General features: G+C 71.4%; 12 protein-coding genes. 3 read left to right on the top strand and 9 right to left on the bottom strand.

The features are described 5' to 3' along the window. Entirely contained in the window at nucleotides 1–996 is a 996-nt protein-coding gene (locus VGI02_RS11435) for an oxygenase MpaB family protein (protein ID WP_331627473.1), read from the top strand. A gap of 10 nt (nucleotides 997–1,006) precedes the next feature. On the opposite strand, the gene VGI02_RS11430 is transcribed toward VGI02_RS11435, so the two are convergent. The 7 genes from VGI02_RS11430 to VGI02_RS11400 all read right to left on the bottom strand — a co-directional run bounded on the left by VGI02_RS11430 (nucleotide 1,007) and on the right by VGI02_RS11400 (nucleotide 8,677). Further along, nucleotides 1,007–2,176, bottom strand: coding sequence for an acyl-CoA dehydrogenase family protein (locus VGI02_RS11430; protein ID WP_331627472.1), 1,170 nt, complete (start codon nucleotides 2,174–2,176; stop codon nucleotides 1,007–1,009). A gap of 79 nt (nucleotides 2,177–2,255) precedes the next feature. Continuing rightward, entirely contained in the window at nucleotides 2,256–3,881 is a 1,626-nt protein-coding gene (locus tag VGI02_RS11425) for an AMP-binding protein (RefSeq protein WP_331627471.1), read from the bottom strand. Nucleotides 3,882–3,893: 12 nt separating this feature from the next. Next, a complete protein-coding gene (locus VGI02_RS11420; RefSeq protein ID WP_331627469.1) occupies nucleotides 3,894–4,508 on the bottom strand; it encodes a TetR/AcrR family transcriptional regulator in 615 nt (204 codons plus the stop codon). After that, nucleotides 4,505–5,281 (bottom strand): SDR family NAD(P)-dependent oxidoreductase, encoded by a 777-nt coding sequence (locus tag VGI02_RS11415; protein ID WP_331627468.1) that lies wholly within the window; start codon nucleotides 5,279–5,281, stop codon nucleotides 4,505–4,507. Before VGI02_RS11415 ends, VGI02_RS11420 begins: the two co-directional genes overlap by 4 nt. Then, nucleotides 5,278–6,159 (bottom strand): acyl-CoA dehydratase activase, encoded by an 882-nt coding sequence (locus VGI02_RS11410; protein WP_331627467.1) that lies wholly within the window; start codon nucleotides 6,157–6,159, stop codon nucleotides 5,278–5,280. Before VGI02_RS11410 ends, VGI02_RS11415 begins: the two co-directional genes overlap by 4 nt. Beyond that, nucleotides 6,156–7,490, bottom strand: a complete 1,335-nt coding sequence (locus VGI02_RS11405) for a 2-hydroxyacyl-CoA dehydratase subunit D (RefSeq protein WP_331627466.1) — start codon at nucleotides 7,488–7,490, stop codon at nucleotides 6,156–6,158. The genes VGI02_RS11410 and VGI02_RS11405 overlap by 4 nt, the downstream gene beginning before the upstream one ends. Then, the gene (locus VGI02_RS11400) at nucleotides 7,487–8,677 is read right to left on the bottom strand and encodes a 2-hydroxyacyl-CoA dehydratase subunit D (protein ID WP_331627465.1); all 1,191 of its coding nucleotides are present in this window, start codon (nucleotides 8,675–8,677) and stop codon (nucleotides 7,487–7,489) included. The genes VGI02_RS11405 and VGI02_RS11400 overlap by 4 nt, the downstream gene beginning before the upstream one ends. 495 nt (nucleotides 8,678–9,172) lie before the next feature. Here VGI02_RS11400 and VGI02_RS11395 point away from each other — a divergent pair, with 495 nt between their 5' ends. Together VGI02_RS11395 and VGI02_RS11390 are read left to right on the top strand one after the other, a co-directional pair. After that, nucleotides 9,173–9,964 carry a sigma-70 family RNA polymerase sigma factor gene (locus VGI02_RS11395; protein WP_331627464.1) on the top strand — a complete coding sequence of 264 codons (792 nt, stop codon included), beginning with the start codon at nucleotides 9,173–9,175 and terminating at the stop codon, nucleotides 9,962–9,964. Nucleotides 9,965–10,030: 66 nt separating this feature from the next. Further along, entirely contained in the window at nucleotides 10,031–10,945 is a 915-nt protein-coding gene (locus VGI02_RS11390; RefSeq protein ID WP_331627463.1) for an anti-sigma factor RsbA family regulatory protein, read from the top strand. Here VGI02_RS11390 and VGI02_RS11385 read toward each other — a convergent pair. Together VGI02_RS11385 and VGI02_RS11380 are read right to left on the bottom strand one after the other, a co-directional pair. After that, complete coding sequence (locus VGI02_RS11385; protein ID WP_331627462.1) at nucleotides 10,923–12,080, bottom strand: acetate/propionate family kinase; 1,158 nt, start codon at nucleotides 12,078–12,080, stop codon at nucleotides 10,923–10,925. The genes VGI02_RS11390 and VGI02_RS11385 overlap by 23 nt on opposite strands. Continuing rightward, nucleotides 12,080–12,545 (bottom strand): phosphoketolase family protein (locus VGI02_RS11380; RefSeq protein ID WP_527249129.1); only part of this gene is annotated, 466 nt, incomplete at its 5' end. The genes VGI02_RS11385 and VGI02_RS11380, both read right to left, overlap by 1 nt.

Raw genomic sequence — 12,545 nt, 5'->3', positions numbered from 1 at the left:
ATGGGCACGACGCGACAGCATCGGGACTACGGGTTCTTCGGCCCGGATTCGGTGACCTGGAAGGTGTGGCTCTATCCGACCTCGGCCGCACTGGGGTTCATCAGGGCCGTCGTGGTCGAGGAGCTCGATCCGCACCTCGTCGCCTCGGTCGACCAGTCCGGTCAGGTCAAGCGGCGTCCGAAGCTGCGCTACGACCGGACGATGCAGTACTTCGCGACGGTCAAGTTCGGGGACGCCGAGTCGGTGCTCCGGGCGTCGGACGTCCTGTTCACGATTCACGCCCGGGCCGTCGGCGACGACCCGGTCACGGGCGGACGCTACGACGCGAACGCCCCGGCGTCGCAGCTGTGGATACATCTGACCGCGTGGCACTCCATCCTCTACACCTACGAGATCTTCGGCCCCGGCAGGCTCAGCGAAGCCGAGGAGAAGCAGTACTGGGAGGAGTGCGCACGGGCGGCGGAGTTCCAGACCATCGACCCCGCCGACGTCCCCCGCACCCGCGAGGGCATCCGCGCCTATTTCGAGGCCTACCGACCGATGCTGGTCGGGTCCGAGGTCGCGCAGGACATGATGGACTTCCTACTCGACGGGAGCTCCCACGTGCTGCCCGCCGCGGTTCCCGGCCCGGTTCGATGGCTGCTCAACGGTGTGGCCCGTCGCGCGGTGATCGCGACGCTGCCGCGCTGGATGCGCGAGCTCGGAGCGATTCAGCAATCACCCGTGACCGATCGGGTCGCGACGGCGCTCACGGCGCCCGTCTTCCGGCTGATCTCCCTGAGCCCCCGCGTGAAGCTGCTCGCCCTCCGGGCACTGAGCCCGGGCACCGCCCCGGTACTGGAGCCAGTGCTGCGCGGGACCCCGCCGGTGAACCCGGTGGTCCGGGAGATCGCCGAAGCGCGCGCCGCCCGCGGCGGGTCGACCCCCCGCGCGCAGTACGCCGAGCTGGGCGAGGCAGCCGCGACCCGCGCGGACCGCACGCCGTCGACCTCGTAGCGGGGTGCCCTCACCGGGGGCGGCGGTCGTAGGGCACGAATTCCCGGCCGTACAGCTCGCGTGCGATGACGATCTTCTGGATCTGTGCGGTGCCGTCGGCGATCTCGACGGCGAGCACGTCGCGCATCCGCTGCTCGAAGGGCAGCTCGCAGGAATAGCCGTAGTTGCCGTGCAGCAGCAGGCAGTCGTGCACGGCCTGGCTCGCCTGCTTCGGGCCGTACCACTTCGTCATGGCCGCCAGTGCGGTGTGCGGGCGACCGGTCGAGCGCCGCCACAGCGTCGAGTAGCAGAGCAGCCGGGCGGCCTCGAGGTGCGTGGCGTGCTCGGCCAGCGGGAAGGAGGCGCCCTCGAACCGTGCGAGTGGCGATCCGAACACCTGGCGGTGCTTGAGGTACTCCGCGGTCTCGTCGACCGAGGCCTGGGCACAGCCGATCCCCGTGAGGGCGAGCAGCGGTCGGGTGAAGTCGAACCCGCCCAGCACGCTGCGGAACGCCTCGCCCTCGGCGCCGAGCAGCGCCTCGGCAGGTACGCGGACCCCATCGAGGTGCAGGACGCCGCGTCCCATCGGTCGCCACCCCGTGTCGGCGATCAGCGAGGTGCTGATGCCGGGCGAATCGAGCGGGACGACGAAGGTCGAGGCTCCGACCCGGGCGCCGTCGCGGACGGTGGATGCGACCAGGAGGATCGCCTGGGAGTGCGCCAGCATCGTGACGGAGGTCTTCTCGCCGGAGATCACGTAGCCGTCGCCGTCGGCCACGGCGGTGGTCCGGATCGACGCCACGTCGGACCCGGTGTCGGGCTCGGTCAGCCCGAGGGCGACGTAGGCGTCGCCGGCCACGAGCGGGTCCAACCACGTGCGACGGGTGTGCTCGTTGCCGTGCGCCGCGATCAGCGACGACATCAGCATGACCGGGATCGCCGCGTTCGCGATGTTGAAGTCGGCGTACGCGAGCTCCTCGACGACGAGCCCGGCCGCGACGTAATCCTCCTGCGGAAGGGGGTTGTGCTCGGACCCCGCCAGCAGCCCGAACGTCCCCATCGACGCGACCTGCCGGTGCAGCTCCCACGGGAACTTCTCGGACTTCGCCCGCGGGAGATAACCCGGCGCGAGCTCGGTCCGCGCGAACGCGCGAACGGCGTCCCTCAGGGCGAGCTGGTCGTCGGTCGGGTCGAAGTACACGGTGCGGCCTCCAGGACGGCGGTATCGGGACCGGCGGCTCGACGACCGCGAGGCCGGGTGGGCCGGGGAACGGGGTGGCTCAGCGCACCGTCGACGGGCGCACCTCGTCGAAGGTGAGCTGCCCGGTGAGGACCTCGTCGCGGAGGACGAACTTCTGGATCTTGCCGCTGGGTGTCATGGGGAGCTCGTCGCGGAACGCCCAGAAGGCGGGCGTCTTGTGCGGCGCGATCAGCGTGCGGAGGAAGGTCGTGAGCTCCTCGGCCGACGGGCGCTCGTGGCCGCTGCGCACGCGCAGGACGGCGCCGACCTGCTCGCCCCACCGCTCGTCCGGCACCCCGATCACTGCGGCGGTCTCGATGGCGGGGTGGTCGGTGAGCGCGCCCTCGATCTCGGCGGGGTACAGGTTCATCCCGCCCCTGATGATCATGTCCCGTGCGCGTCCGGTGATGGCGAGGTATCCGCGTTCGTCCATCGTCCCGACGTCGCCCATGTGCAGCCACCCGTCCTCGTCGACGGTGGCGGCCGTCTCCTCGGGCAGCGCGTAGTAGCCCATCATGTTCTGGTAGCCGCGAATGCAGATCTCGCCCCGCTCACCGATCGGCACCCGCTCGCCGGTCGCCGGGTCGACGAGCGCGACCTCCAGCTGCGGCAGCGGCTGGCCGACGGTGTTCGCCTGGTCGTCGGGATCGTCGCTGACGCGGGTCTGGCTGATCACGCCGTGACTCTCGGTCTGCCCGAACAGGATGCTGAAACCACAGCCCAGCAGCTCGCCGGTGCGCCGTACCAGGGACGCGGGCACGGCCGCGGCGCCGCTGAGCACGGTCTTCACGCTCGACAGGTCGCGGTGGGGGCGGTCGGGGTGGTCCAGGATCGCGATCAGCATCGTGGGGACGAGCAGGGAGTGCGTCCCGCGGTAGGCCTCGAAGGCCTCCAGCACGTGCCCCGGGTCGAACCCGGGCAGGATGACGAACGTGCCGCGCTTCGCCCACGCGCCGAACGAGGTCACCGCGCCGCCGCCGATGTGGAACATCGGCATGGCGTTGATGTAGACGTCGCCGTCGTCGAAGGCGGCGCGTTCGGCCACGAAGGTCGCCTCGTTGACCAGGCCCTTGTGGTGCAGCATGGCGCCCTTGGGGAACCCGGTCGTGCCCGAGGTGTACTGAATCTGCAGCAGGTCGGTGGGCCGGGTGGTCGGCAGGGGGGCCTGGGCGCCCGCGCTCGCCACGAACGCGTCCCACTCGGACAGGGCGAACACATCGCGCAGCTCGGGCAGTCCTGCCCGCAGCTCGTCGATCAGCTCCCGCATCGCGAAGCCACGGTGGGAGTCGACGCAGAAGAGCGCCACCGCCCCGGACTGCCGCAGCACGAACTCGAGCTCCCGGGACCGGTACGCCGGGTTCAGCGCGACCATGACCATGCCGGCCAGGGCGGCGCCCTGCTGGAGAAGGATCCACTCGGCGCTGTTGGGGGCCCAGATCGCGATTCGGTCACCGGGCTCGTAGCGGGCCAGCAGCGCCCTGGCCACCCGTTCGGCGTCGGCGAGGAACTCCGCGTAGGTCCACTGTCGCCGGGCCGTCGGATCGACGACGCAGTCGACGAGCGCGAGGCGCTCGGGGACGGTGGCCGCGGCGTGCCGGATGGTGTCGCAGACCGTCAGGTCGCGGACCTCACCCGGAGCGGAGGGCCAGTAGGACTCGTGGGGCACGGGGACTCCTCGTCAGTTCGGCGCGGGGGCTCGCTCGGTCGCCATACCGCGATAGATGACCGTCGTGATGCCGTCGGTGGTGCGCTCGAGCGAGAACTCGCCCTCGCCTCGGAGGTAGGCCCAGGCCTGGTGCTCGATCCCGCCGAAGATCATGTCCCGCAGCAGTTCGACCGGGACGTCGTCGCGGAAGTCGCCGCACGCCACCGCGTCGCTCAGGACCCGGCTCACGACGCCGGTGAAGCGGCGGTTGAGCGCGTGGATCGTGGTCGAGCGGAATGCCGGGTCTGGGCGAAGCACGTTGAGGATGAACCGGGTCAGCGTGGGCTCGCGGCGCACCACCTCGCCCGCGTAGCGCACGACGAAGTGGAGGCGCTCGTAGGTGCCCTCATGGCGGGTGACCCCGGGCTCGAGGGCGACGAGGATCTCGTCGAACCAGGTCTCGGCGACCCGCACCAGCAGCTCACGCTTGGTGGGGAAGTACCGGTAGACGGTGGCCTCGGAGACCCCGCACCGGCGGGCGACCTCGGCCGGGGCGAAGCGCTCGTCGCCGACCTCGGAGAGCAGGGTGCGCGACGCCGCGACGATCTCGGCGATGCGCTCGTCGGGTCGGAGGCGGGCCCGCGTCATGCCACTGAGATTCCGCCGTTGACGCTGACGACCTGACCGGTGATCTTCGCCGAGCCCGGGCCGGTCAGGAAGGCGATGAGCTCGGCGAGGTCGTCGACCTCGGTCGGGCCCAGGTGCGCCTGCTGCTTGGCCTTCTCGAAGAGCTTCTTCGAGAAGCCGCCGGCCATGGCCCGCTCACCGGTCAGCGTGCCCTCGATCAGCGACGGGGTCACGGCGTTGACGCGGATGCCGTCGCGCTTGGCCTCGACGGCCAGGGTGCGGGTGAACGTCACGATCGCGGCCATCGCGGCGCCGATCACGACCTCGCCGGGTGTGGGCACCTTCGCCGCGTCCGAGGCCACGTTGACGATCGCCCCGGCACCCGCGGCGGCGAGCCAGGGCAGGACGATCCGGCACATGTGCATCGGGGCCAGCGCCTGGCCGGTGAGCACGGCGCCGATGTCGGAGACCGGGACGTCGCGCAGCAGCGTGGGCGTGTAGAACGCGGTCGTCGAGTTGATCAGGACGTCGACGCCGCCGAGCAGGTCGCGCGCCGAGGTGGCCGCCTCGACGGCCTGCGCGGGATCGTTCGCGTCGCCGGCCACGAAGTGGACGTCGCAGTCCGGGGCGACCGCGCGGACCGCGGAGCAGGCGTCCTTGCCCCGTTCGGTGTTGCGCCCGATCAGCGCGATCCGGGTGTCGCCGTCGACGGCGAGCCGGCGCGCCGTGGCGAGCCCGACCCCGGACGTGCCTCCGGTGATGATCACTGCCCGGCCAGGGGCGTCCCCGGTCATCGAAGTCCTCCAATGGTGAGGGTCGTTTCGCAGCTCGAGCACGATCGCGCGGGTTCGCGGACGTCGACCGCGGTCTCACCCGCTCCGCGGCCGGCACGCGCGGCACCGTCGCGGGCCAGCAGTGCTGCCCCGTGCGCGCCGATGGTCTGCGGCGACTCCGGTACCCGGACGTCGGCGCCCATCCCCTCGGCGAAGGCGTGCACGGCGGCCGCGTTGCGGGCCACCCCGCCGGTCATGAGGATCGGGCTCCGGCGCCCGACCTGCGCGACCAGCCCCACGGTGCGGGTCGCGACCGCGCGGTGGACCGAGGCGGCGATGTCCTCGCGGCGCTCGCCCTGGGCCAGCATCGAGATGAGTTCGGTCTCGGCGAACGTGGCGCACATGCTGCTGACCTCGAGCTCCCGGTGACCCGCCAGCGCGAGGTCCGCGAGCTCGTCGATCTCGCACTCGACGGCACGGGCGAGCACCTCGAAGAACCGGCCGGTACCGCTGGCGCACCGGTCGTTCATGGCGAAGTCCTCGACGATGCCGTCGTGGTCGATGGCGATGGCCTTGCTGTCCTGCCCGCCGATGTCGACCACGAGCCGCGTGCCCGGGCACGCCACCGACGCGCCGCGGGCGTGACAGGTGATCTCGGTGAACGTCCGGTCGACGTCGGGAACGAGCCGCCGCCCGTAGCCGGTCGCGACGGATGCCGTGATGTCCTCGGGCGCCAGGCCCGCACCGGCGAGCGCCGCGGCCACGGCCCGTGCGCACCCGGTGCGGCTGACCGCGCCCATCTGGACGACCTCGGCGGCGCGGATCCCGCCGTCCTCGTCGAGGACGACGACCTTGGCCGTCGTCGAGCCGAGGTCGACCCCCAGGTAGTGGGCGGTCATGCCCTGGCCCGTCGCACGTCGATCCCCTCCAGCATCGCGGTCAGCCGGCTCTCGAGGACCTCGTCCTTGTAGAAGGAGGCGTCGGCGATGTCGCCCTCGAAGAACATCGTCGCGAGCCCGCGGTCCTCGCGGGCGGCCTTGGCCACGATCCGCTGGGGGTTGGTGAACGCGCGGCAGGTCCGGGTCGAGTGGAACACGATGCCGTCGACGCCGTAGAAGTCGCAGTCGTTCAGGACCAGCTGCTGGATCGTCCTGGTGGAGTGGTTCATCGGGCACAGCAGGTTGTTCATCGCCTGCCCGAGCAGCGGGTCGCCCTCGGGGTCGATCAGCTGCGGCTCCTGCCAGAACGCGTGGTGGGTGTACCGCCCGGCCACCACGGCGACGTCGTAGGAGGCGAACTTGCGCGACAGCAGGCCGAGGTGGTTCCAGTTCATGAACCCGTCGAAGTAGACCCGGTACCGCTCGCTGGTCACCGACCCGACCCCGTCGGCCACCCGCTGGCGCACCTCGGCCAGCACGGCCGCGTAGAAGTCGACGAGCTCCTGGTTCGCCGGCAGGAAGTTGATGTGCGCGACGTTGCCGATCCAGTCCCAGAACGTCGCCGGGGCTGGGAGGTGCCGGCACAGCTTCATGGCCTCCTGCCGCAGCTCGGAGGCGCGCTTGATGTAGGCCATGTTCTGGCGGTAGGCGTCCCAGTCGAAGGGCCGCCCGGTGATCGACTCGAGGAACGTGACCAGCTCGCGGAGCTGGTCGGCGACGTAGCGCGACGACGTCTCCCACTCCTCGCCGACCATGTAGCCCTCGCCGGGCCGGTTGCTCCAGAAGAACGGCATCGAGACGTTGAAGATCGGCACGTCCTTGCCGAAGACCCGGAAGGAGATGTCGTCCCACTGCTGGCCGGTGCTGCACCCCGCGTAGGCGTTGACGAAGACGTCGGGCGTCGGCAGCCGGCTCGCCAGTTCCTCCTGCTCGGGCAGGCCCACCATGCCCGGACCGTTGCCCGATCCGTTCGAGCGCTTCTGGCTCAGGACGGCGGCCCCGAGGTGGGTCCGGGCGTAGGAGCAGAGCTCGCCGACGTAGCCGTACTCCGACCCGGCGAGCTGCGCGGGGCCCTCCAGGTGCTGCGCGGCCAGCCGGGCCGAGAACGCCTCGCCGTGGCACCACGCCATCCCGGCGGCCTGGAAGATCGGGTTGAGGGCCGAGCCGTTGTACCAGACCACCTTCTGGCCGCGCTCACGCGCGGCGAAGACGTTCTCCCAGTAGTCGGCGATCATCTTGCCGCCGGCCTTGTTGATCTCGAGGCGGTTGAGCTTGTCGGTCGCGGTGGTCACGAGGTCACCTCCAGGGTTCGGCCCGGTGCGGCGGAGCGGTGGATCCGCTCGAGGAGCGCTTCGACACGCGTGCGCACCGTCTCGACCGGCAGACCCTCGTGCTCGGTCTCGATCAACAGGTGCGGGATGGCGCGCTCGTTGAGGCGTTTGCGCAGCTCGGGGTAATACAGCATGTGCGGCTCGCAGAACCGCACCATCAGCACGATCACGCCGTCGGCGCCCGAGGTCTCGACGGCGCGGACCAGCTCGTCCTCCCAGTCGCTCTCGTGCTTGACCCGCGTCGGGCAGGGCAGCGTCGCGTCGCGGTCGAGATAGCGCTGGGCCAGCGCCTCGACCGGGTCGCCGTCCTCGTCAGCGTCGGTCGAGACGTACCGGTACCCGGTGAACAGGTCGTCGTCGACGACCAGCGCGCCGCACTCCTCGATCGTGGCCAGCAGCTCCGGTCGCGGGGCGTGGCACAGGTGCCCCGACAGGTGCAACCGGACCCGACCGTCGCGCGGGACCTCGCCGAGACCGGCGATCACGCGGCGCAGCAGGGCGCTGTGCTCCTGCTTGTCCATCACCATGCTCGACTTCACGAGCGCCTGCATCTGACCCGAGGTCAGCGCGGCGTTGCCCGCCCGCCGGGACGCGAACAGCTCCCGGAGCAGTCGGCGGTTCTCGTTGAACACCGCGATCGATCCGGCGAGGTCCTCGTCGGTGACCGGTCGCCCGACGAAGCGGTCGGTCTCCTCGACGAACGACCGCATGGTGCGGTGCGCTTTGTCGGGGGTCCAGGCGTCGGTCAGGGAGGTGGGCAGCTGGCCGAAGAAGACCGGTGTCTCGGGCAGCTCCGAACGCACCACGTCGACCGCGCCCAGCAGCTGGGTGCAGTGGTCGGCCAGGAAGAAGCCGTCGTAGCCGGCCAGCGACCCCTTTGCGGCCTGGTCCGCGATGTTGCGGGTGTAGCCGCAGTAGAACTCGGCCAGGAGGTTGCGCCCCAGGCTGTCGGGCTCCCGGTTCTCCTGCAGCAGCACCGGCAGGGCGCCGCCCGCGTGCACGATCTCCGCCGGGAAGTTCATCGGGAAGACGCCGACCGCCTTGCCCCCGGAGCGTTCCTTCCAGCGCGCCACGTACGCGTCGGGGTCGGCGGCGACAGCGCTCAGCTCGGCGAGCGCGTCCGCCGCGGAGGCAGCACCTTCGGTCATCAGCAGGCCCTTCCGCGTCGCGTGTGTCTGGGCGGCACGACCGTAGCTGAGTCCGACTCAGTAGCACAAGACTGTTGAGTCGAACTCAGTAGGCGAGGCGCATCGCAGCGGGCACTCCGCTGCGCGGTACGGGTGACCGGGACGGGCTCGCGATCGGTCTGCGCGAGACGGCTACGACCTCGTGCGTCTGCCCGCGTGCCTGACCATGATCATGATTTCGTGCGCGACGCGCTCAAGAACGGAGGCCGACACGCTCACGAGATCGAGATCATGGAGAACGGGAAAGAGAGGATCGCCGTGACCACGGAGCATCTCCCGACGCTTCTCGAGTAGTGATATGGCGCCAGGGATGTCCGTTCGAGAACCGCCTCGCAGCTGCTTGTGGTGGGGGCGATCGGGCCTACCGGGCCGACGACGCCCGGTGTCACACTGCGGGGGCGTCGACAAGGGGGGCGCCATGGCCGCACCAGCTCATCGACGCCGCCGTTCGGACTCATGACGGGGGCCGGACGGCTCACCAATGAGCAGGAACGCGATTTGGTCATCGGCACCGAAGCCGGTGATCTCGACGCATGCCACCAACTCGTCGAGGCATTCCTCCCGCCGATCGCGGCGATGGCGCGTCGCTTTCCCACCGGGATCGGGATCGAGCGCCAGGAGCTGATCCAGGAGGGCGTCGCGGGTCTGCTGTTCGCCACCAGGCGCTACGACCCGGATCTCGGTACACCGTTCTGGGCCTACGCCACCTTCTGGGTGCGCAAGGGGATGCAGGACCTGGTCGCGGAGCTCACGATGCCCCTCGCTCTCTCCGATCGGGCAGTTCGGGGGTTGGCCTCGATCCGCGCGGCGCGCCGCGAGCATCTCAGCAGCTACGGGACCGAGCCGACGACGGATCAGCTGTCGCGGGTCACCGGACTGCGCCCTGAGCAGATCGCGAGGTTGCAGGCCGCGGCGCGCGCGCCCCGCAGCTTCGAGGAGCCGGCGGGCGAGGACCGCGACGATGCCGTGGCCGACCACGTCCACGACGGCCAGGCCGAGCACGCGTTCGACCAGGTGCTCGACGCGATCGAGTTCCGCGAGGTCCAGGACCTGACCGAAGGGCTCGCCGAGCGTGAGCGGGCCGTGCTCCGGGCTCACTACGGGCTCGGCACGACCGCCCAGACACTCCAGCAGATCGGCCAGGGCCTCGGACTGACCGCTGAACGTGCCCGTCAGATCGAGTCCGGTGCTCTGCGCAAGCTCCGTTCCGCACTCGCCCAGGCGGCTCCGGAGAACGGGAGAAGGTGATCGTCGGGCCGAACGGGTGGGCGGAGAGTAGCCTGACGCGAGCATCCCGTGACGGAACGGCGCCCGATGAGTTCTGAGCCCGACTCTTTGCGGCACGACGCACTCGTCTACGAATCGGTGGACGATTACGTGACGCGGGCGGTCGCGTTCCTGCGTGAGGGTCTGCACGGCGGCGAGGGCGCCGTCGTCGCCCACACCCGCCCGGGCCTCGCGCTGATGCGCGAGGCGCTCGGAGCCGACGCCGCCACCGTGGCCTTCGTCGATGTCGGATCGGCCTACACCAGGCCGGCTCGCACACTGGCCTCCTACCACGCCGTGTACGCCGAGCAGCTGGCGCGGACCCCGTCGCTGCGCGCCGTCGCCGACGTCCAGTTCGGGCCCGATCCCGCCGAGTGGGACCTGTGGACGGCCTACGAGGCCGTCTTCAACGAGTCGTTCGCCCACCTGCCGGCGTGGGTGCTGTGCACCTACGACGGCAACGGGCTGCCCGACGCGATCCGCGACGCCGTGTGGCGCACGCATCCCACCGTGGTCACCGAGGACGGCCCGGCCGTCAGCGACCGCTACGAGGACCCCGACCAGCTGCTCCGACGGGTCACCTCGCCGCCTGCACCGTTGCCGGAGCTGCGCTCGATCGGTTTCGGCCGGGACGCCGAGGACTTCCGCGAGCGACTGGCGGGCGAACTGGCCTTCGCCGGCGTACCCGAGAACAGATCGCTCGACATGCTCCTCGCGGCAACCGAGGTGGCCGCGAACGCCGTCCGGCACGGCGGCGGCGTGCGGGATGTCCGCGTCGGGCGAGCCTCCGGCCGGTTCGCCTGCGAGATCGTCGATCCCGGACCCGGGTTCGACCACCCCGCGGCGGGTTATCTCGCCCCCCGTCCGGGTTCCGGCAGTGGGTTGTGGGTCGCCCGGCAGCTCACCTGGCAGATCGACTTCTTCCGCGCGGCGGAGGGATTCACAGCACGGATCGTCCTCTGATCCGTTCGCCGGTCGGCGCAGCGCGATGCGCCAGGGCCTGCCCCACCTGGTGGGCGATGACGAGGTCCTCGCGAGCGTGGACGACGACCGTGCGGGCCGCGGCGACCGCGGCGGACACGTCACCCTCCGCTCCGCCCACGGCACGTTCGTTGGCTTCGGGATCCACGGCGAGCCCGAGGAAGCCCAGGCCCTCGACCACGCGCCGGCGGAGGATCGGCGCGTTCTCCCCGATCCCACCGCTGAAGGCCAGCACGTCGATCCCGCCGGCGGCCGCGGCCATCGCCGCGAGCTGGCCGCGGGCCCGGTGCAGCCAGACCTCGATCGCCAGCTCGGCGGGCCCGTCGCCGGCCTCGGCGGCGGCGAGCACGTGGCGCATGTCGGCGTTCCCGGCGAGGGCGAGCAGGCCCGACGCGTGGTCGAGGGCGTGGTCGACCTCGGCGGTCGGCACCCCGGCCCGCAGGGTCAGCCACGCGACCGCCGACGGGTCGAGGTCGCCGCTGCGGGTGGCCATGACCAGGCCGGCCGTCGGGGTGAAGCCCATCGTCGTGTCCACCGAACGCCCCTCGCGGACCGCGCAGGCCGATGCGCCCGAGCCCAGGTGGGCCACCACGACGCGCAGCTCGGCCAGCGGCCGGCCGAGGAGCGCAGCCGCCCGGGCCGAGGCCCAGTCGTGGGCGAGCCCGTGGAAGCCGTAGCGGCGGACACCGAGCTCGGAGCGCCACCGCTGCGGGACCGCGTAGACCCGCGCGGCGTCCGGCAGCGTGGTGTGGAACGCGGTGTCGAAGCAGGCCACCGACGGGACCTCGGGCAGCGCTTCGGTCATCGCCCGGATGCCGGCGACGGCCGGAGGCTGGTGCAGGGGAGCGAGGACGCCGAGCCGATCGATCCGGGCCAGCACGTCGGGGTCGACGACGGTGGGCGCGGTGAACTCGGCACCGCCGTGCACGACCCGGTGCCCGACCGCGTCCACCCCGCCGGCGTCGCCGGCCAGCCGCAGCGCCGCGTCCGCCAGTTCCCCCGGGGCGGTCCGCCCGTGGGGGGCCTCGAGGTCGGCGCGGTGCACGACGGCGTCGTCGGGCTCCACCACGCGCAGCTTCACGCTGCTGGACCCGGCGTTGAGGACCAGGACCCGCATCACCCCACCGGGCCCGCCCGGCCCGCGGCCGCGTGCTCGCGGACGTCGGCGAGGGGGTCGTGCTGCTCGGGTCCGCTCCTGACCTGCTCGGGGAGGTCGTCGGGGAAGTCGCTGTCGGTGTCGGTCGCCCCGCTCGGGCGGGACGCTCCCGGTGCCCCGTCGGCCGACCACACCCAGTCGCGGACGTCGGGGCGGTCCTCGCCGTGGCGACGTGTGTAGTCGTGGCAGGCGAGCCGTTCGTCGGCCATCTGCTGGCGCAGCGCGGCATGGCGGACGGCGAGGCCCGGGACCCGGTCGATCACGTCCATCACCAGGTGGAAACGGTCGAGGTCGTTGAGCATCACCATGTCGAAGGGCGTGGTCGTGGTGCCTTCCTCCTTGTAGCCGCGCACGTGCAGGTTCGCGTGGTTGGTCCGCCGGTAGGTCAGGCGGTGGATCAGCCAGGGATAGCCGTGGTAAGCGAAG

This window comes from Actinomycetospora sp. (genome assembly GCF_036497245.1).
Taxonomy (GTDB): Bacteria; Actinomycetota; Actinomycetes; order Mycobacteriales; family Pseudonocardiaceae; genus Actinomycetospora.
This window is presented reverse-complemented; position numbering and strand designations above follow the sequence as displayed.